At 37.0% G+C, this 20,688-nt stretch carries 15 protein-coding genes and 1 pseudogene; 3 read left to right on the forward strand and 13 right to left on the reverse strand.

Annotation, left to right across the window (positions count from 1 at the left end):
- Positions 1–19: 19 nt before the first annotated feature.
- From CD001_RS18140 to CD001_RS18160, 5 genes are all read right to left on the reverse strand, one after another.
- Positions 20–1,684, reverse strand: a complete 1,665-nt coding sequence (locus tag CD001_RS18140) for a ribulokinase (RefSeq protein ID WP_096189016.1) — start codon at positions 1,682–1,684, stop codon at positions 20–22.
- Positions 1,685–1,712: 28 nt separating this feature from the next.
- Positions 1,713–2,408, reverse strand: a complete 696-nt coding sequence (araD, locus tag CD001_RS18145) for an L-ribulose-5-phosphate 4-epimerase (RefSeq protein WP_096189017.1) — start codon at positions 2,406–2,408, stop codon at positions 1,713–1,715.
- Positions 2,409–2,581: 173 nt separating this feature from the next.
- Complete coding sequence (locus tag CD001_RS18150; protein ID WP_096189018.1) at positions 2,582–3,631, reverse strand: aldose epimerase family protein; 1,050 nt, start codon at positions 3,629–3,631, stop codon at positions 2,582–2,584.
- Positions 3,632–3,951: 320 nt separating this feature from the next.
- Positions 3,952–4,659, reverse strand: a complete 708-nt coding sequence (locus tag CD001_RS18155; protein WP_096189019.1) for an HAD family hydrolase — start codon at positions 4,657–4,659, stop codon at positions 3,952–3,954.
- A gap of 13 nt (positions 4,660–4,672) precedes the next feature.
- A complete protein-coding gene (locus CD001_RS18160) occupies positions 4,673–5,899 on the reverse strand; it encodes a sn-glycerol-1-phosphate dehydrogenase (RefSeq protein ID WP_257009854.1) in 1,227 nt (408 codons plus the stop codon).
- Between the two features lie 254 nt (positions 5,900–6,153).
- On the opposite strand from CD001_RS18160, the gene CD001_RS18165 reads away from it, so the two are divergent.
- The gene (locus tag CD001_RS18165) at positions 6,154–7,092 is read left to right on the forward strand and encodes an ArsR/SmtB family transcription factor (RefSeq protein ID WP_096189020.1); all 939 of its coding nucleotides are present in this window, start codon (positions 6,154–6,156) and stop codon (positions 7,090–7,092) included.
- A gap of 73 nt (positions 7,093–7,165) precedes the next feature.
- On the opposite strand, the gene arfA is transcribed toward CD001_RS18165, so the two are convergent.
- The 5 genes from arfA to CD001_RS18190 form a co-directional block, all read right to left on the reverse strand.
- Positions 7,166–8,683 carry an arabinosylfuranosidase ArfA gene (gene arfA / locus CD001_RS18170; RefSeq protein ID WP_096189021.1) on the reverse strand — a complete coding sequence of 506 codons (1,518 nt, stop codon included), beginning with the start codon at positions 8,681–8,683 and terminating at the stop codon, positions 7,166–7,168.
- Positions 8,684–8,851: 168 nt separating this feature from the next.
- Positions 8,852–9,265 (reverse strand): hypothetical protein, encoded by a 414-nt coding sequence (locus tag CD001_RS18175; protein ID WP_096189022.1) that lies wholly within the window; start codon positions 9,263–9,265, stop codon positions 8,852–8,854.
- A 45-nt stretch (positions 9,266–9,310) separates the two neighbouring features.
- Positions 9,311–10,156, reverse strand: a complete 846-nt coding sequence (locus CD001_RS18180; protein WP_096189023.1) for a carbohydrate ABC transporter permease — start codon at positions 10,154–10,156, stop codon at positions 9,311–9,313.
- Between the two features lie 49 nt (positions 10,157–10,205).
- The gene (locus CD001_RS18185; RefSeq protein ID WP_096190673.1) at positions 10,206–11,072 is read right to left on the reverse strand and encodes a carbohydrate ABC transporter permease; all 867 of its coding nucleotides are present in this window, start codon (positions 11,070–11,072) and stop codon (positions 10,206–10,208) included.
- A gap of 82 nt (positions 11,073–11,154) precedes the next feature.
- Positions 11,155–12,429, reverse strand: a complete 1,275-nt coding sequence (locus tag CD001_RS18190) for an extracellular solute-binding protein (protein ID WP_096189024.1) — start codon at positions 12,427–12,429, stop codon at positions 11,155–11,157.
- 665 nt (positions 12,430–13,094) lie between these two features.
- Here CD001_RS18190 and CD001_RS18195 point away from each other — a divergent pair.
- Positions 13,095–13,964, forward strand: a complete 870-nt coding sequence (locus tag CD001_RS18195; RefSeq protein ID WP_096189025.1) for a J domain-containing protein — start codon at positions 13,095–13,097, stop codon at positions 13,962–13,964.
- A gap of 91 nt (positions 13,965–14,055) precedes the next feature.
- On the opposite strand, the gene CD001_RS18200 is transcribed toward CD001_RS18195, so the two are convergent.
- Together CD001_RS18200 and CD001_RS18205 are read right to left on the reverse strand one after the other, a co-directional pair.
- Positions 14,056–16,332, reverse strand: a complete 2,277-nt coding sequence (locus CD001_RS18200) for a glycoside hydrolase family 127 protein (RefSeq protein WP_096189026.1) — start codon at positions 16,330–16,332, stop codon at positions 14,056–14,058.
- Positions 16,333–16,424: 92 nt separating this feature from the next.
- A pseudogene (locus tag CD001_RS18205) lies at positions 16,425–19,009 on the reverse strand (lipocalin-like domain-containing protein).
- A 568-nt stretch (positions 19,010–19,577) separates the two neighbouring features.
- Here CD001_RS18205 and CD001_RS18210 point away from each other — a divergent pair.
- Positions 19,578–20,009, forward strand: coding sequence for a DUF2621 domain-containing protein (locus CD001_RS18210; RefSeq protein WP_096189027.1), 432 nt, complete (start codon positions 19,578–19,580; stop codon positions 20,007–20,009).
- Between the two features lie 108 nt (positions 20,010–20,117).
- Here the strand turns inward: CD001_RS18210 and CD001_RS18215 are convergent, their stop codons facing one another.
- The gene (locus tag CD001_RS18215) at positions 20,118–20,630 is read right to left on the reverse strand and encodes a CcdC family protein (protein WP_096189028.1); all 513 of its coding nucleotides are present in this window, start codon (positions 20,628–20,630) and stop codon (positions 20,118–20,120) included.
- Positions 20,631–20,688 lie beyond the last annotated feature (58 nt).

Raw genomic sequence — 20,688 nt, forward strand, 5'->3', positions numbered from 1 at the left:
TCTGTAATCTCGGTGTTACTCATTGTTCCTTTAGTGCTTTTAACCTTTTCATGACGTCATTTTCGCCGCGCCCAAAGTAATCATGCAACCTTGTATATTCTTGATACAGCTTTTCATAAACCGCGACATTTTCAGGGATTGGCTTAAATGTTTCTTCTTTCACTCTCCCCATTGTTTTAGCTGCATCTGTAATCGTCTCATATCCACCTTGTTCACTTCCCGCTGCTACTGCGCCAAACATCGCAGCTCCAAGTGCAGGGGTTTGTTTTGATGCCGCTACCTTAATTTCTCGATTCGTAACATCTGCATAAATTTGCATCAGTAATTTATTTTTTTGCGGTAACCCGCCACAAGCGTATAATTCGTCTACCGGTACACCGTTATGATGAAAGGCATCTACGATTTTTCTTGTCCCAAATGCAGTTGCCTCAAGCAATGCGCGATAAACTTCCTCCGGTTTTGTAAGAAGATTGTATCCAAGTAAAACACCCGTCAAATCTGTATCGACAAGTACAGAACGGTTGCCATTCCACCAATCTAAAGCAAGCAGGCCGGTTTCGCCTGGCTTATACTTAGTAGCCTTTTGTTCTAGTAATACGTGAACATCTAAGCCAGCTTTTTCGGCTTCTTCTTTAATATAAGCCGGTACACCTTGATCCACATACCATGCAAAGATATCGCCTACGGCTGACTGCCCCGCTTCATATCCGAGGTAACCAGGAATGATTCCATCTTCGACGACACCACACATACCTTCTACCTTTTTCTCTTCTGTACCTAAAAGCATGTGGCATATTGAAGTCCCCATCGCCATAACTAGTTTGCCAGGTGTAACGACGCCAACTGCCGGAACAGCAGCGTGTGCATCCACGTTCCCTACAGCAACAGCTGTTCCTGGGAGCAATCCGACAGCATTTGCCATTTGTTCGGTTAGTTCCCCTGCTTTTGTTCCAAGAGGAAGAATATCGCCTCGTAACTTTGTTTCTACTAAATCTTCCAACCGTGGATCAAGTGATTTAAAAAATTGTTTAGACGGATAACCTTCTTTTTTATGCCAGATCGCTTTATATCCTGCTGTACAACTGTTCTTCGTAATATTTCCGGTCAGCTTAGAAATGACCCAATCCGTTGCTTCAAGAAAACGGTCCGTCTTATCGTATATATCACGGTCTTCGTTTAAAATTTGCCATACTTTCGCAATCATCCATTCTGAAGATATTTTCCCTCCGTAACGTGGAAGGAACTCTTCACCTCTTTTTTCTGCAATTTCATTGATCAAGTTCGCTTCACCTTGAGCTGCGTGGTGCTTCCACAGTTTCACCCAACTATGAGGTCGATCTTTTAATTCAGGATAAAGGCATAATGGTTCCCCAACTTTATCAACAGGCAACATCGTACACGCTGTAAAATCAATCCCAAGACCGATCACATCTGCTGGATCCACTCCTGATTCCTTTATGACTGCTGGAATCGATGACGCTAAAACGTTAATATAATCAAGCGGGTGCTGGAGTGCCCATTCATGATCTAATTTAACTCTAGATTCAGGTAGCTCTTCATCAATCACCCCATGATCGTAAACGGTTACATGATCTGCAATTTCAGATCCATCTGATAAATCAACAAGCACTGCACGACCAGATTCAGTACCGTAATCAACACCAATCGTATATTTTTTACTCATCCTGCAACCCTACCTTTCTATGAATCTCTTATTTTTGTCCGTAATAAGCATTTTTGCCGTGTTTGCGTAGAAAATGCCGATCTAATAACGTTTGATCCATCGGTTTTGTATTTGGATTAATTGATAGCGTCTTCCATGCCATCTTTGCTACTTCCTCTAAAACAACAGCATTATGAACGGCATTTTGTGGATCCTCTCCCCAAGCGAAAGGAGCGTGGGAATGTACTAATACACCTGGAATCTGCATAGGGTCGATATTTCTTGATTGAAAACACTCTACAATCACATTCCCTGTTTCTAACTCGTATTTCCCATTTATTTCATCTTCGGTCATCGGTCGAGTACATGGTATCTCCCCATAAAAGTAATCTGCTTGTGTCGTACCGTATGCAGGTATAGGTTTGCCTGCTTGTGCCCAACTTGTTGCAACTGTAGAATGAGTATGGACAATTCCGCCTATGTGAGGGAAAGCATTATAAAGAGCAAGGTGTGTAGCAGTATCAGATGATGGTCTTAAGTCCCCTTCCACTATGTTCCCATCAAAATCAACGACTACCATATCTTTACTACGCATTTCAAAGTATTCTAGACCACTAGGCTTAATGACAATAACTTCCTTTTCACGGTCAATGCCACTGACGTTTCCCCATGTAAAGGTAACTAAATGGTGCTTAGGTAAAGCAAGATTCGCTTTGAATACGGTTTCTTTTAGTTGCTCTAACATGTAAATACTCCTTTCCTTTTCACTCATTATATAATTCCATTATACACTTGTACGGACATTTTCCCATAGTTATTTTCTCTTTTTTTATTTATTCGATCAGATAATTTTAGGTAAGATTATTCTTTCTTCTCGAATATCTATTCAAATAAAGGGGAACTCTGTACGTACAACTTTTAGATATTTATATTAAATGAATAAGTTGTCGTCGATTGATATACATCCCCTTGCTTCAACATAATTGACGGAAAGGATGGATGATTGATGGCATCGGGATGTTTTTGTGTTTCTAAGCAAAGACCTAGATATTTTTTCGATTGAACTCCCCTAATTGAAAAGTCATCTCCTAATTGATTGCCTGTATAAAGAACGACACAAGGTTCATCCGTTTCAACGACTAAATTACGCCCGCTTTCTCGATCTTCCAAAACAATTTCTTGTTGATGATTCGTATTTAATACGAAAGGGTGATCATAACCATTTCCTGCAAGGATGTTTTGTTCATGATTCGATTGCGCTCCGCTTATAATTTGTCTTCTCTTACGAAAATCGAAGTCCGTATTTTCTACAGAAGCCAATTCCCCCATAGGAATTAATTGTTTTGTTAATGGCAAATAAGCCGAAGCATCCATCGTTAAATAATGATTGAGTACATCTCGTTTTAAATGACCACTTAAATTAAAGTAAGTATGATTCGTTAAATTAAGCAGTGTTGTTTGATCTGCTTCTCCTTCATAAGCGATTGAAAATTCGTTAAGATCATTTAACGTGTAGATGACTTTCACACGTAAATTCCCTGGATAGCCTTCTTCTCCATCTGGACTGAAATAGCTAAATTCTAAGCCTACTTTATCTTTTTGATCGATGACTCTTGTATCCCATATGACTTTATCGAACCCTTTATGTCCTCCATGCAGATGGTTTTGTCCATCATTGACCGGTAATTTATAAGTTTCACCATCTAATTGAAATGCTGCTTTATCGATTCTTCCAGCTACTCTACCGATTGTTGCTCCAAAATAGGAAGAATAGTTATGATAATCTTCTAAACGATCAAAACCTAATACGACATTTTCAAATGTTCCATTTTGATCTGGTACTAACAATTTTGAGATAATACATCCATAGTCTAAACAAGTTACCTCATAGCCATTGTTATTCGTTAACGTATAAGCTGTTACATCTTTCCCTTGATATTCTCCAAATTTTTCTTGCGTCACTTTCACTTTTTCATCAGCTCCTATGCTGTCCTTTTTTTTGTTTTGGCTGCTTTATTAAAGATTGTTGCTTTTGGATCATATTATATGATTGTTCGAACCCGTTACTGGCAGACGCTTTCACTCAGAGCACAAGTGTTACATCTACTCTCGCTTGCACTTCGTTTGCATACGTAGTGGCTTTTTTGCAACGGACAATGTCTCAACTTCCTATGCTCTACACTGTGTTCCCTAGGAAATTTTCGACTATTGCTTATACTGCTTGAGTCGCCACTGTTTACTTCTTCGCATTTTCAACTAAACAACAATCTATGAAAAAAGCCTTTGCTTTATAAAAAATTTAGTGCAGTATGATAACTCTTAATTGTCTCATAAGGGGTATGGTCCGTTTTACGATGTTTATGACGATAATTAAACCAAATACTATTCCATCCAGCTTCACTCGAAGCGACAACATCATTCGTCCAGGAATCTCCAATGTAATAACAATGTTTAGGAGCAAATCCTATTTTCTCTGTTACATGATGAAAGATTCGTTTATCGGGCTTTGCAAAACCAACAGCATCAGAGATAAAAATATTCTCTTTAGAAATATAATGTAATAGCTTGAGAGCATACACTTTTTTCATTTGATGTTTGACAGGACCATTTGTAATTAACCCAACTACACAATCTTTTTTTATCAATTCAGTAATGAACGGGATAAAACCTTCAAAACAATAGATGTTATGTTGCCTTTTCTCATATTCTGCTTGGATTTTCTCTGCGTCATGGACAGTGATTGTTTCACCAAACAAGTTAAATGAGTGAACGAGCCTCTGTAACCTTAACTCAGTTAAAGTTATTTCCCCTTCTTTGTATCTCGTCCAAAGGAGATCACTCGCTTCCCTCACCTTTATAAAGAAAGATTCATAAGGGAAATCATGCTCAATATTTAACGTTGTACGAACAGCATCTTTAAACGGTAACAATTGATCATATATCGTATCATCTAAGTCAAAAAAATAAGCTGCCCGTATCTCCTTCGCCGTGATCATGATAAACTCCCTCTCAGATGACCTTATTGTTTATACGAGTCATCATAGTGTTAAAAAATTTCAAGAACGTGTACCGATCTCTTAGAAGATGAGCTTCTTTTAAGCTCTTTTTTAAAAGTTCCGTTTCAATGCCTAATTCAATTGGCTCCACTTCTCCTCCCAGGGTCGAAATCATCTCTTTAATACTGCTCGATTTTGGAATTTCATTAATGATTTCCATGACTTCTTCTCTGTGATTTAACACTTTTTGGACATGTTCTTCATCGCTATGTTCATTTAATACACTGACATTGGAAACGAGCTTTCGAACCTCTTCTTTATATAAATCTGCGATAATCGAACAGGAAATACTTACTTTTGCTCCGTGCATTACTTGTTGCTTGTTTCGACGGATAAAGTCCATTTCCCAATAATGTGAGAGGTGATGTTCAGCTCCGGATGCAGGATGAGAATGACCGATGAGAAGCATCGCAAGACCTGATTTGATTAAAGCCTCAGTAAGCGTTTGGATTCCTTCTTCCTCTCCATTTGCAATCGAGCTAACATTAGTAACACAGTCTTCTAACGCACTTTTTGTCATCTCATAAGCTAATGGACAAAATATTTCGTCACCAATGAGATGACTAAATTTCCAGTCAGCTAAAGAAGTACTTTTTCCTAACATATCCCCGAAACCTGCAGCAATCATTTTTTTAGGAGCTTGCTTTAAAATCGTGAGGTTCGCGAACAAGGCAATCGGTGCCTGTGTTTGATATGTCTTTTTTACCCCGCGGACGATGATCGGCGCCCCCATCGAATTAAATCCATCTACAGATGGAGCCGTAGGAATCGAGATAAATTCCTTGTTCATTTTATAGCTGACAATTCTCGTAATATCATGAATCGTTCCGGCCCCAACAGCTAGTAAAATATCTGTTCTCTTCGATACTGCTAACATCACTTGAACAATTGATTCAGCATCAGCAACGACGTCGCCTTGGTCATCAGGCTGAACTAAACAAACATCTACTTCAATCCCGTTTCTTTCAAGAATGTCACGAAGGTTTTCACCTGCTATTTCATTTGTTGTACAATCTGCTACAATCATGACATGCCCCGTTGTTTTTTGTTGAATAAATGAAACTGCATCTTGAAATGCGTCATTGTGAATGACCATTTTCTCAATATTTATATCATAATGATGTAAACCACACTGACACTTTTTAACTTGTTCTGACATGCCATTCATATTCATTTCCATACAATCTCCTCCACTCTTTAAAAATATAATTGATACGTACAACTATATTTTATTTCTTATATTTTAGTAAAGGATTATACTTTATTTTAACTGAAGAAAAATGAAAACATGACTTTCTCTAAGTCATGCAACTTCCCCTTCTTTCCTTACATTAATAAACTTGTTTATGAATTAACAAAGATGTATTATATTTTTATAAATATTTATTATAAGTCATCTATCTCTCATCGTAGCGCGTGATAGGAGGAACGAATGTGAAAGTAGACATATCAATGAATTCACTGCCTGTTTATGAAGCACTTGCTAGTAAAGTAAGACTATCGATCATTCAACATTTAACCGTTCGTTCGATGAATATTAGAGAACTTGCAGAAGCTGTTGGGCTTAGCAGTGCGATTATGACAATGCATATAAAAAAGCTTGAAAAAGCAAAAATTATTCGAACAGATATGGTTCCTGGAAAAGCAGGTATGCAAAAATTATGTATTCTGAACGTCGATCAAATCGACATCCAATTTCCGAAAAAAGAATCGAATATGACAGAATATCACCAAACTGAACTTTCTGTTGGCCATTATACTGATTTTAATGTTGAACCAACTTGTGGACTAGCTACCCAAGAAAAGATTGTCGGTGAATTTGATGAACCTCGTTATTTTCTAGATCCAGAAAGAGTAAATGCGAAAATCCTCTGGTTTAGTAAAGGGTACATCGAGTACAAAGTCCCGAACTTTATCAAACCTACCCATCAACCAAAAGAGCTTGAAATCTCATTAGAATTGTCATCAGAAGCTCCTTTTACAAATGAAAACTGGCCATCTGACATTTCATTTTTCTTTAACAATGTGAAGGTAGGAAAATGGACCAGCCCTGGTGATTTTGGCGACAGATTAGGAAAGTATACACCTGATTGGTGGCCAAAAGTCATTAATCAATATGGCATACTAAAGTTTATTCGTATTACAAAAAACGGCACGTTCATAGACGGGAATAAAATTTCTGATGTGACGATTCATGATGTATACATTCGTGACAAACAGTGGTCATTCCGTATTGCCGTTGAAGATGATGCTGAAAATGTTGGTGGTGTAACAATCTTCGGAACCAGCTTTGGAAACTATAATCAAGACATTTTATTCAGGCTGTTCTACACAAAAGAAACATATAATGAAAATGATGAGCAAATGCCATAAAAGTGAATATTTATGGCATTTTTTGTCATCATGTAAAAGCACGTCTATATACTTGACGATTTCATACTTTCTTTTATCGTTTTACCTTTTTTAAGCGAATCACATTCCAAGAAGCTTTAGATAACTTCGCTTCAACAAATCCATCATGAAGAGTTGATATACCATTCAAATGCGGTCGAATATTTTCTGACGTTGCTGTATTGACAGCTTTTAAATCATCATTTTCTAGCACAATATGTTCGATTAACTCATACCCTTCAAAACTCCGTACGTCAGCATCAAGTACAAGCGCTTCTTCTAAATGACGGTTAACCGCAAAAATCGTAACTTCTTCCTTTTCTTCGTTATATACGGCAGCAGAGTCAATATACGGCACATCAGTAAAATCTTTACTATCATATTTTGGTGATGATACTACCGGGCGTAACGCCACCCCTCTTCCAAAAGTGGATACATGTGCATACGGGTAAAAAATCGATTGCTTCCATGCTTTACCATCATTTTCTGTCATAATTGGAGCAATAACATTGACTAATTGGGCCATACAAGCAATTTTCACACGATCTGAATGACGTAAAAATGTCAATAACATCGATCCAACAAGCAATGCATCCTCAAAATTATAAACATCTTCTAATTGAGGAGGTGCAATCGACCAAGGCTCAATCTGTTTATCTTGATCGTTCGAGTGATACCATACATTCCACTCATCAAAACTTAAGTTAATCGTTTTCTTGCTGCGTTTCTTGGCTTTCATATAATCACATGTGGAAATGATTGTTTTAATAAAATGTTCCATATCCATCGATTTCGCTAAATAGTTCGCTGTGTCATTATTTCGATTTCCATAATATTGGTGTAACGAGATATAATCGATTGCTTCGTATGTGTGCTCTAATGTAGTCGCTTCATATTCCGGAAAAGTCGGCATACTAGTGTTAGAGCTTCCACAAGCGACAAGCTCAATCGTAGGATCTACTAATCTCATTGCTTTGGCTGTTTCTAATGCTAGTCTTCCATACTCTTCTGCCGTTTTGTGCCCAACTTGCCACGGACCATCCATTTCATTCCCTAAGCACCACGTCTTTATATTATGAGGTTTTTCGTAGCCATGATTTTTCCGGAGGTCACTATAATACGTTCCTCCTGGATGGTTACAATATTCAATAAAATTTCGAGCTGCATCAATACCACGTGTTCCTAAGTTTACTGCCATCATAACTTCAGAATGAACTAAATTTGCCCAATCAACAAATTCATTCGTTCCAACTTCATTCGTCTCAATCGTTCTCCAAGCTAACTCTAATCGTCTCGGTCGTTCTTCTTTAGGTCCTACTCCGTCTTCCCAATTGTATGCAGAAACCATATTTCCTCCGGGATAACGAACAATTGGTACTTGAAGTTCTTTAACTAACTCGATCACATCTTTTCGGAATCCATTCTCATCTGCATCAGGGTGATCAGGTTCATAAACTCCTCCATATACCGCCCGGCCTAAATGTTCGATAAATGAACCGTAAATACGTTCATCTATTTCAGAAACACGAAAGTCTTTGTCTACAATCATTTTCGCTTTTTGTAAAACTACCATGATGCTCATCCTCTCTTTTATTAATCATTCTTTATCGACTTTACATCTCTACAAGTGTACCAATTACTAACTTCTATATAGATACTGTTTTAAACAAGTGATGAATAGAATACAGAAAAAAAAACGATTTTTATAAACAGGGCATGATTTCAAAGTTTTATCGTCTCATTAAGCCGCAGCCTCTTGTGACAACCTTACGGCTTTATTTTTTGCTAGATATATGACGAACGCGATCGAAAATATCGCAAAACCAATCAAGTCCATGGACAATAATTGAACGGCTCCCCATATTCCAATCCATATAATGACCTTATTTTGAATCTGATTATCCTTCATTTTAATAGCAATGATGAAATTTACGATCGCACCAACAAGCATAAATATTCCGAAAAGTAAAATGACATCAAGTATATTATTTACCATTTGAGACCCTGCCAGTGCAGTACTTTGGTCTACCAGCTCTAACCGTTGTGCACCTTCTCTTTTGAACCATGTATAATAACTGAACATCGTTAATAAAGCTGTAATTAAATTCCAAAGTGACCCTGTTATTAACAATTTTCGTTCTAAACCCCTGTTCATAGTCATTCCTCACTTTTTATCGGTTTTCCAAAAAGATTTAGATTGCTAACCTTTAATTCCCGCATTCAATTTAATAGCTTGGACAAAGTATTTTTGTGCAAAGAAGAATAGTAACAGTGTCGGAATAATCGCTAAAATAGCTGATCCCATTAGTTGTCCAATCATTCGGTAGTTACCGTATACATCTTGGAGTAAGAGCAAACCTGCTGTTACAGGCATTTTTTGAACATCTGTATAAACGATTACCGGCCATAAGAAATCGTTCCATGACCCAACAAATGAAAATAAACCGCATACGATTAAAATCGGCTTAATGAGTGGCAAAATAATCCTCGTGAATATTTGAAAATCACTTGCACCATCTACACGTGCAGATTCATCTAATTCTCTAGGGATCCCTTTCATAAACTGCCTGACAAGGAAAATATTTGCCATTCCGGCTAAACCAGGAACGATCATTGCCCAAGGTGTATTCACCCACCCTAGCATGTCAACAATCATATATGATGGAATAATATTTACGACGTTCGGAAAGAATGAAATCGCTAATAGAGTGAAAAATAACACATCTCTCCCTTTAAATTTCATCCGTGTATACCCATATCCCGTGATCGATATAACGATCACGACTAGTAAAGTATGAGTAGTCGCAATAAATATGGAGTTCCATATCCACTGCATAATTGGTGCAGTTGATGTATTTTCCAAAATGGTCACATAATTATCAATAATCCAGTTAACAGGCAGCAGCCTGAAGCCTTCATTCACAACTTCTGATTGGGATCGAAAGGAAGTCGTAATCCCATAAAGAACAGGCACAACCCATATCGCACTAACCGTAATTAAAAATAAGTACGATAAATACTTCGATATTTTTAAAGTATTTCTCATTTTTTAAACCTACCTTTCTAGTTCCTATCAATAGAACTCACTCATAGTCTTAAGCTGTGTTACGGCTCATCAAGTAGTATTGGATGGCTGAGATAACGAGTATGACTAGCCCAAGCAATACCGCCATTGCTGATGCTATTCCTGCTATTGATTCACCATGACTAAAGGCTAAATCTCGAATATACATCATTAATACGGTTGTACTTTGTCTCGGTCCACCATCTGTCATCATTAATGGTTGTGCAAACACATTAAACGCACCAGCGGTTGACATAATGAGTGTATAAATTAATGGGAAACGAATAGAAGGTAAGGTTACGTGGAAAAACTTCCGAACCGGTCCTGCTCCATCTATTTCTGCAGATTCATATAAATCCTCTGAGACACCGTTGATCGAAGCACGGTAAATGATCATATTTCCACCTATCCCTGCCCAAATCGTAATCACAATAATGATTATCCAGGCATACGGTTGAGTGGATGCCCAAACAGCTTCAGAGCCAAACACATTATTAACGACTCCTAGTTGTCTATTAAAAATCAGTGACCAAATGAGTGCAGCAGCAGAAATGGAAATGAGTCCTGGTATAAAAATAAGTGTTTGAAAGAAATTTTTCATTTTTACTTCTTTATGTTCTAAGGAAACAGCAATCATTAATGGTATGACGATCATTAATGGAACACTTGCTCCAACAAAAATAAACGTATTTTTCATACCATTAAAAAATTGACGAGAAAAAGTAGATTCTTCATTAAACAGAATCGTACGGTAGTTTTCTAACCCGACCCACACCGGATCACTTACTAAGTTCCATCTAGTAAAAGAAGCGTAAATACCGTACACAGATGGGATGAGGATAAATACAATGAAAAGTATGATATGTGGTCCGATAAAGAAAACAGGCGCTAAATTCATTTTCTTCTTCACCGTTACGAAACCTCCTTTGTTTAAAAGTAATGTACCAATAAAAATTGGTACATTACTCTATTGCTGTTGTTTATTCTTCTTCCTCTTCTAATTCTTCAATAACGGTATCGAGATCCAATGCGCCTTCTGCCACTCTATCTACTACAAATGAATGCATTTCTGCTAAACCTTCATCAATATCCATCTCTCCATGTACAATGTCTGCCGCATATGTGTCTAATGCTTCCGAAATATATGGGTAGTGCTCATAAGTGTAGATGTATAGTGAATCAGTTTGTTCTTCAGTGGACGTGAAGAATGATTGCATATAATTTTCATATTCTGGACTTTCAATCACATCAACACTCGCTACAATTTGTCCAGCTTCAGCCCACTCAATCGAGTTTTCACGAATGAACTCTAAAAACTCACCAATTCCTTCTACTTTCTCTTCCGTTCTTTCTTCACTTCTTAACATCGAAAATAAATGTGATGAAGCGCGGTTGTGGAACGTGTCTGGTTCATACGCATATATATTTGTTACACCAAAATCTAAATCCTCAACTTGAGCATGACCTAACGAACTCCACGTTCCATCTGTTGAAAATAAAACGTCACCAGATTGGAACATTAAGTATCCATCATCCCCAAAAGGAGTCATAATCCCTGCGTCAGCAAGTTCTTTTATCGATAAAATGGCTTCTCTCATTTCAGGAGTATCTATCGCTGGGTCACCATTCTCATCTTCGATATCTCCACCTAAATTTTGAATTTGTGCAAAAATAACCCAAGTTAATAGTGCATCATTTAAAACGTAGTGTCCCTCATCTAACTGACCTTGTAAGGATAGCATTTCATCAAAGGTAACTACATCATCATCCAACCAATGTTCCACACCATAATAAGCGAGTAATTCTCTATTGTAGTACATCGCACTACCGTGAATATCTAATGGAATTGTAAATTGTGTACCATCAATAAGTCCTGAAGTCCAAGCCTCTTCAATGTAATTTTCTTCCCTTAACTCCGGCTGCTGTTCTATAATATCATCCATAGGTACTAACAAGTCTTGCTTAACAAAATTCGGGACGCGGTCAGCGTGTATAAGTGTTAAGTCTGGAATACCGCTCCCTGAGTTCAATACAGTGTATAAGTTCGTATACAAATCGGATGTTATAACATGGTTCACTGGAAACTCCGGATCTGTTTCATTGTACTCTGCAACTAATGCATCCATGTTTGCACCGTCATCGCCAGTTAAAGGTGTCCAAAATTGAATGGTATTAGGATCTTCACTATTACCGCAGCCTGCTAGAAAAAGTACAAGTAAAGAAAATAAGAAAAAGACGTTTGATTTGATTTTCATTTTATTCCCCCCTGTTTTAAGTACTAAACACTACTCCGAATACTACAAATCCCATTGAAAGACAAATGATTGGTAACGCTTTCAATGTGAATAAATAAATCTCTAAAACTACCACCCCCATTTCATATAAAAACCTAATGACAATCAATTTATTAAGGTAAAGGTACCAACTGAGGAACAAAGATGTTAGATTTCATCATTGAAGTTGGGTACGCTTCATACTTATACGGATAATTATCTATTGTTAACGTTATCATTAATAATTGGTACGTACATTAACCTTGATGTCATTATATTTATTAAATAAACAAATGTCAATGGAATATTTTCTGACTTTTCTAATCCTTTTTTGTCCCTAGTTGTAAGCAGAAAGTACCTAATATACTAGGTTATAAAGTGTTTGAATGAAGGGAGTTAAAAATATTAGGACTCTTCATATGATTAATATTTTAGTTAATAACAAGACGTTTTATATGTAAGTTAAGTGGTTATTATTTATATATTTTTGTACGGATATGTATGAACCCATTACTTATTTTTCATAATCTGTTACGATTAGATTAATAATAGATTTGTTTATTATTTGTTGATAGATAAATAGTACGTCGTTTAGAATAAAAGTGAACCGAGTATAGAGTGAAATGGAGATAATAAAGGGGTGGTTTATGTTGGAATTAAATAAAGCATTTAAAACGCTAAACATTTCAGAAGATGCATCTAAAGAAGAGATAGAAGAAAAATATTTCATTCTCATAAGAAGATATAAAAACCAATTGGACCAACAACAAAATGACCTGCTTAATATCGATGAAATAAATAAGGCATATAACGTCATTCAAGATCATTTCGACCAAGATGAATTAGCGAAAATGACAGAGAACTCTCCTCGTAAAAGCCGATTCAGAGAAAAGGCAGAACATATTTGGGACTATTATAAGCTTCATATTATATTTGGACTTATCGCGATGTTTATTTTAACTAGTTTAACAAGGACTTCATTACAAGCATGGCAGGAACAACGATATTTAAATAGCTTACCTCCCGCTGATTTGACCATTACTTTTTACGGTGAATTTCGGGATGTCGACTCAACAAAAGTAGAAGACGAGATTCTCTCTTTGTTTCCCGAATGGGAGCGTGTTATTGTCAATGTCATTACTTCTCCCAATGAAATGACTAGTCAATATAGTTTTGGTGAACAACAAAGAAGTATGATCGAACTTATGGAGGACGAGTCTGATTTGTTTATTGTCGATATGCCTCAGTTTAGTCATTTAGCTGAACAAGGTTTATTTTATTCCTTTGGAACATTTGAAAGCGTATTGAAAGATTCGGTTCATGAAGAAAAGCTTGTTTATGTATATAATGATCAAGAACAAAAGGAACTTCTTGGTCTAGATATTTCGAACCACAGTTTGTTTAATGACAGCGACATAACGACAGATGAAAATATCATTTTGGCGCTTCACTCCCGCTCCGAAAATAATCAGGATCATTCACTGCATTTTGTGGAACACCTGATAGAACAAGAATAAATTCATATAACGAAAAAAATACAAGTCATATATGACAAATTATGACTTGTATTTCTTACTCAATTAATTCTATGAATTCCTTTCTTTTTACTTAATTCGGGCTTACTATTTTAACGAAATAAATCCCTCCTGCAGCATACCCTTCCTCAGAAGCAAAACATACTTCAACTTTCCTGTTTCCTTTCGTCAAATATTCAGGAATCGGATAACGAACAGCAAAAGTACTAGCAGGAGGACCGCTATTTTCTAACAGTTGATTCGCTATGATTGTACCATCGATTAATATATCAAAATGACGATGATAGGTTGTTCCCTCATCCACAATCGCCTTGTCCCCGCCAAAATAACCAACTTCTAAAATCGCGCTCTCATTAGGATTAACAGCCATTTCATAGCTGAAAAATCCTCGGCCGCGCGTCTCTCTCCAGCCGCTTTGAACAATTTTTGAATAACCTGCATTAGAATTTTCTTTTCTGATTCCGTGTTCTACTTCGGATTGCTGTTCATAAGGCTGGACTTCATCAATGACAACTTCTTGCAATTGCGATACCCCTACTCGGTTCCTTTCAAAGTTGTTATATTCTTCTTCCATCATCATTCTCCAATATAATGAATAACGTTCGTGATGGACGTTATAAAATGGACGTAATGTTAATTCTTTATTGCCGGGTTGTCCAACTGCTTCTGTCATAAATCTCAAATTTTCACTTTTTACCTTCTTTACCCATTCATTAGGGTCCTTCTTATCGACTACAATCGTAGGAATGTCGATTAACGGATGATTATTAAGCTTTAAATGATCTGTCACAATATCACTTTCAGGAAAGTGGTCTCTGCCTAATACGCCTGCTAAAACAAGTGGTCCGTACATGATTCCAACATTAGAAGAATCATCTTTTGCCTCGTAAAGATGTAAATCCATAGGTAGCTGAACCTCAACCGTATCACCAATCCCCCATTCCTTTCCAATAGTTACATAACGATTATCACTATTCAGCGGTATTTCCTTCTTACCATTTACGTTTACACAAACTTTCCCTGCGACCCAATAAGGAACACGTATATGAAGCTGTAAAAAACGGCGGTCGCCCTCAATGAACGTTAACGTTGTCTTATCGGTTTTCGGAAAATCAGTCTCTTGTCTTAAAACTGTCTTTCCATCAGATAAATGTATGTCTGAATCAATAAATAAATTTACATACAACTCTTCTTGGTTCTCCTTATATATATTGCGAGTATATCGAGCTGGATTTTCCATCCCAGTACCTGTGCAACACCAAAAAGAATGATCAGGTGAACAATAGACTTTAAAATGTCCCGGTTCTGTAGAAACGAAATACGTCTTCATCCCTGAATCAGGGTCTTGAGAAGCGAGAATATGGTTATATAAAGCCCTCTCATAAAAATCGATATATGCTGAATCATAAGACCAGCCATATATGATTTCCGTAAGCTTTAACATGTTATATGTATTACACGTTTCCGCTGACTGAACACCTAGTTTTTCTTGATCTATTGGTCCAAAGTGTTCGTTAATACTATTGCCGCCAATGATATATGATCTTGTTTTTGTTACTTGATCCCAAAAAAACAAGGCGATATTTTTATAAATTTGATCTCCTGTTATGTTATATAGTTTCGCTGCACCAATCACTTTCGGAATTTGGGTATTTGCATGTCTACCTTCCAGCTCATCTATCCCTCTTGCTAAAGGTTCAAGAACTGCTTCATGACAGAATCGAATCGCAAGCTTTAAGTATGCATCTTTTTTCGTTAACAAATAAAGATCAGCCATCGCTTCATTCATTCCGCCATGTTCACAAGTTAGCATTCTTTCAAACTGTTCAGCTGTTAAGTTTTCAGTTCCTGCTACCGCCCAATCTGCGAGTCTCTCAACAATGGTTAAAGCACTCGTTATTCCAGTAAAGGTATACGCATCAATAAGTCCTGCAAACACTTTGTGAAGGCTGTACCACGGTACCCATTGTCCAGCTAAACTAAAGTTGTCTACTTCAAATTTACCTGTAAAAGCTCTATCAAAACAAGTTCTCGGAAATCCGCCGAGATAACCATCTATTTCATAGCTTTGAATTTTAGTAAGTTCATCTAATGCATAGTGTAACTTCTGTATTAGTTTTTCGTCTTTTGTTACGTCATACATATGTGATGCTGCTGATAACCAATGACCTAGAGAATGACCACTAATCCCCGCTGACTCCCAGCCACCATAACGAGGTTTTTTCGGTTGTTTATTCACAGCTTCATAAAAAGGTGCTAAAAGTCGATCAACATCGAGATAAATTAAATATTCTTTCCCCTTCTCTTGAGATTCTTTAAACATTCCTTCACGTAAGATAGTGATTGGCATATGTTTCACCTCGTATTTCTCTATTATTAATTAAAAACAGAAGAGAGAAACTCGTACGGGGAAAAAGTCCGTACGAGTTTTCATTATTTTCTCTACTGAGATATTGCTGCAATTTCGTCTGACGATAGTGCGCCTTCATATATTTGCAAATCATCGATTAAACCTTTATAAGGCGGATCCCACCAATTTACTCCTAGGCTGAAGCTTCCTTGAGTATTTGTGAAAATATTCGGAAAATCTGTCCCGCTAAATAATACAGCACCATTAAGAAAAACGTTTATATTTCCTTCATCTACTGTTAGCGCAACATGTGTCCATTCTTCGGTAGGAATTGTTGTTCCTGTTAGAGCATCATACCAGTTTACACTTCCTGACCAGACCATCGTTTGTCCGCCGACAGGACCACTCGGAAGTACACTAACCCAATGACTATCATCTCTCGCACCAAAGAACGTAGTCGTGTACGTTGTTAATTGTTCTGGTTTTAGCCAGAATGATACGGAATACGAGTTACTCGAAATTAAACCATCTGCTAGCCTAACTCCAGACTCTCCGTCAAAATAAGCTGCTTGACCTAACACGCCTTCAGCAAATGAAATCGAGCCACCTGTATATTCATTCTATTTCCTGTCACTGTACCGGGTTCAAAGTTTCCTTCACTGTCATCTAAGTTACCATCAAAATCATAATGAGCTATGAGACCGGCTTCTCTTAATGCGAGCACAGTAATTTCAAAGGTTTTCGTAGATGTAATCTCCCCTTTCGTTACCGTTGCAGTAAGTGTAGCAGTAGCATCTTCTTCAACTGTCTCTGGTCGGGTAATTTCTCCTATATTTGTGATAACAGTATCATCTGACGACTCCCATGATATTTCAGTATTTCGCGTACCTTCAGTTGGTAAATCTAAATCAGCAATGACGCTGTTTAAATCACCTAAATCAATATCATTTACGACATCCTCAACGATTTCCTCATCAGTCCTCTGTAACATTTTACTGCCCCATACCGCAACACCGTCATTTGACATTGCCGTAAAGGTCATGACATTTCTCTCTGAAGCAGGATCATATTGTCGGAGGAATACTCCTTCATAAGTCGTACCATCAATCGTTAATTCTGCTCGATTATGCCCTTTAGACCTCCAAGTTCCGTCAACACTACCTGAGATGGTATTATTTTTATTTAATGTAATAAATTTTGATGATGTTATCGAGGATGTGATGTCTTTTCCATGATTAATAAATTTATATTCTCCAATTACATCTTGTCTGTTGATCTTTTCTAACGTTTCACCTGTATACCTATAAGGTGCAACGACAGGCCATTCGGAGTCGGTCATAAACATTTGATGGACACGTACTTCATGCAATTCCCCTCTTTCTGGGAAACGCGTATGGAATACTAGAAACCTTTCACCGGTATCAGGATCCGTATAAACAGAGTTGTGACCTGGTGAAACATACCCGTAGCCGTTTCCTGTTCCCGGATCGCCTAACTGTCTGTCAAATAAGAAATTCCCCATTAATTTGTTCCCATATACTTCATGGGAGTAATCGCCTACTTTGTTTCGAACGGTTCCATCATCGAGGTCTTCCGGAAAATATGCAGGCTCCCCAGCAACATCCTCATAAGGTCCTTCAGGATCTTCAGATCGGAACACTCTCATTTGGTATCCACCATCAGACGCTAGTCCGCCATAAGTGACATATAGGAAATAATAACCCATTTCTTGATCATATTGAACATACGGACCTTCTACTGAATGTCCATATCCTCCTGCAATCTTCGTTCCAAAATAACGATCGACCATTCTCCCGTCTTCTGTCGTTCCATCTTCCCCAGGATAAATGAGTTGACCTGTAGCCGGGTCTACTTCTAAAATGAAAATCCCCCCTGCCCACGAACCATAGGTCATCCATAAACTTCCATCTTCATCGAAGAATAAGTTCGCATCAATAGAGTTAGTGAAAAGACGGTAGTTATAACCCCCTTCTTCTGTAAACCAATCCGGGTTCGGTTCTTCAAAAACTCCTTCTTCTATAAGTGATGGTATATTCGTATTTTCAAAGTGCTTATTCACTGTACTGTTGTTATCATAAGCTTCATGATCATAAAACCCCGAATACATTACTGTATCAACATATTCAAATGGTCCTTCAATATCTTGTGAAACAGCATAACCAATTGCCGAACGAATGTAAGTAGATGATACACTGTAATACATCATGTATGCACCTGTTGTCCCATCATCGTTCACATAATGTTCATTCCAAAAAATCTCTGGTGCCCATACAGCATATCCTCCTAAACTATCCGCATCGTCTTCACCTGCCCATTCAAAAGATTCTGACAAGTTTTCAGATAAATCACCATATACATCATTCCCTGGAGTAGTGTAACCATTCGTAAAGTTAGACCAATTTATTAAGTCCTCAGATTTAGCTCCAGCAATATGAGATCCATAAACGTAGTACATGCCATCAGATTTAATGATAGACGGATCATGTACAGAGGCATTCTCAAAGTCGATATGCTCCCCCTCTTCGTCTAAGTGAGGTTTATTGTTGTTTTCGTTTGAAGGGACATTTCCCTTGCCAGAAGCCATAACAGTAAGTGGTATCATGAGTAATATAATCAGGAAAACAAAGGTCATTTTCTTTACTGCTCCTTTTCTCATGAAATCATTCTCCTTTCATCCATATGAAATCTTATTTACGAGACTATATATCCCTTTTCATTAAACGAATATATAATAGTAAGGAAAAATCTTGATGCCTTCGTTTTTTGTCATGCTTTGGAAATACTACATTTTACATACTGCGTCTCCGTCCCCCTATGGATTTGACATCTACTTAAAAATAAACCGCTTACATATATTAATAAATATATTTATTAATATATTTATAATTAAATTAATATTATAAAAATCAACATCGTAACTCATGAGAATATTTTCCTATTTTCCGTCTAAAAGGGCTAGGTATATTCCTACATCTTAATCATGTCTTTCTTATAAATTTACGAATAAATATGAATTACTCAAACTTATTAAACAAAATGCACTTTCCTCTACTTTTTAAAAGCATCGTATAATATTAATGAATATATTAATTTATTGTACGATCTCTATACACAAGATCTATAGCAAGTAAACATAATATTATTATCGTCATGTAATTCCTGTCTTTTCATTCTTAGAAGATTATCGTAAAATAGATAGCAGAGAAGAAAAGAGGTGATGTCTGATGCCAAATGATCTGTTTATGTGGATGATTGCCCTTTGGTCTGTATTTCTAATGGTAACAGTTGGTATCGGCGGGTATTTTATGTTTCGAAAGTTTTTAAAGAAGATGCCGAAAGAAGATGGGAAATCGGTCTTAGATTGGCAGGAACATTATATTAATGAAACGCTCCACTTATGGACAGATGAACATAAAGCTTTTTTGAACGAACTTGTCGAACCAGTACCTGAGATTTTTCGAGATGTCGCAAAAGGAAAAATAGCTGGTAAAATAGGTGAATTTGCGTTAGAAGAAAATGCTGAGGAAATGACTCAAGACTTAATTATTAAAGGATATATCGCAGCTACACCAAAGCGTGATCATAAATTTCTCATTAAAAAGCTAAAAGAAAAAAATATAGACTATACTGCTTACAATTCTTATTTCCAAGCATAAACAAAACTTGGCTTTCCGCAAATTTATTGGAAAAACCTTAGTTAACGTTATACGATTGTCCATAATTCCTATTAGTATAAGAAAAACCCAACGTTTAGCTTACGTCTGCTAAGTCGTTGGGTTTTCTCGTTGAACATGTATTGGTTGTTCGATTGTTTGTTGTTTTAACTCCCGCTCTACGTCTTTAAACTTCATAAGCATGGCAATCCGCCACGGTAAAATCATGCCAAATGCTAGAATGAAAAACAATCCGGCCAGTACTTCATATTCGAAATGGATTCCAAATGTAAGCTTAAAACTTAACCGTATTCCGAGCAATCCAAATAATATAAAAGGGAAAGCAACGGACCTTTTCATAAAAATTGCTTTGTCTTTAATGATAAATGAAGACGTTTTAATTAAAACGATCGAAAACACCATACCTACAGCAAGGGCTAGTATGACTTCCCACGCAGGAGGCCGTGTCGGCGGATATAAAAACATTAAAAATCCAGTCGACATCGCTACTGGAGGAATGATGATCTTTTTAACATTTGCTGGTTTTTTCATCGCTTTCATTCGTATAAATATAGCAATAACTGCCATAATTAACGCTAATACTGTAAATATCGTTGCATACATGATTCACAACCCCGTTCTTTCTATCGATGTTCCATCCGTATTATATCATAAGTCATCA

Source organism: Evansella halocellulosilytica (genome assembly GCF_002335745.1).
Classification (GTDB): domain Bacteria; phylum Bacillota; class Bacilli; order Bacillales; family Salisediminibacteriaceae; genus Bacillus_CA; species Bacillus_CA halocellulosilytica.

Excerpts from the sequence above, each read along its gene's own strand:
- CD001_RS18175 (WP_096189022.1), bottom strand. The coding sequence starts at position 9,265 with ATGAACAGGGGTTTAGAACGAAAATTGTTAATAACAGGGTCACTTTGG.
- CD001_RS18200 (WP_096189026.1), bottom strand. The coding sequence starts at position 16,332 with ATGCCAATCACTATCTTACGTGAAGGAATGTTTAAAGAATCTCAAGAG.
- CD001_RS18155 (WP_096189019.1), bottom strand. The coding sequence starts at position 4,659 with ATGATCACGGCGAAGGAGATACGGGCAGCTTATTTTTTTGACTTAGAT.
- CD001_RS18180 (WP_096189023.1), bottom strand. The coding sequence starts at position 10,156 with ATGAGAAATACTTTAAAAATATCGAAGTATTTATCGTACTTATTTTTA.
- arfA (WP_096189021.1), bottom strand. The coding sequence starts at position 8,683 with ATGGTAGTTTTACAAAAAGCGAAAATGATTGTAGACAAAGACTTTCGT.
- CD001_RS18140 (WP_096189016.1), bottom strand. The coding sequence starts at position 1,684 with ATGAGTAAAAAATATACGATTGGTGTTGATTACGGTACTGAATCTGGT.
- CD001_RS18195 (WP_096189025.1), top strand. The coding sequence starts at position 13,095 with ATGTTGGAATTAAATAAAGCATTTAAAACGCTAAACATTTCAGAAGAT.
- araD (WP_096189017.1), bottom strand. The coding sequence starts at position 2,408 with ATGTTAGAGCAACTAAAAGAAACCGTATTCAAAGCGAATCTTGCTTTA.
- CD001_RS18190 (WP_096189024.1), bottom strand. The coding sequence starts at position 12,429 with ATGAAAATCAAATCAAACGTCTTTTTCTTATTTTCTTTACTTGTACTT.
- CD001_RS18185 (WP_096190673.1), bottom strand. The coding sequence starts at position 11,072 with ATGAATTTAGCGCCTGTTTTCTTTATCGGACCACATATCATACTTTTC.
- CD001_RS18215 (WP_096189028.1), bottom strand. The coding sequence starts at position 20,630 with ATGTATGCAACGATATTTACAGTATTAGCGTTAATTATGGCAGTTATT.
- CD001_RS18160 (WP_257009854.1), bottom strand. The coding sequence starts at position 5,899 with ATGGAAATGAATATGAATGGCATGTCAGAACAAGTTAAAAAGTGTCAG.
- CD001_RS18210 (WP_096189027.1), top strand. The coding sequence starts at position 19,578 with ATGCCAAATGATCTGTTTATGTGGATGATTGCCCTTTGGTCTGTATTT.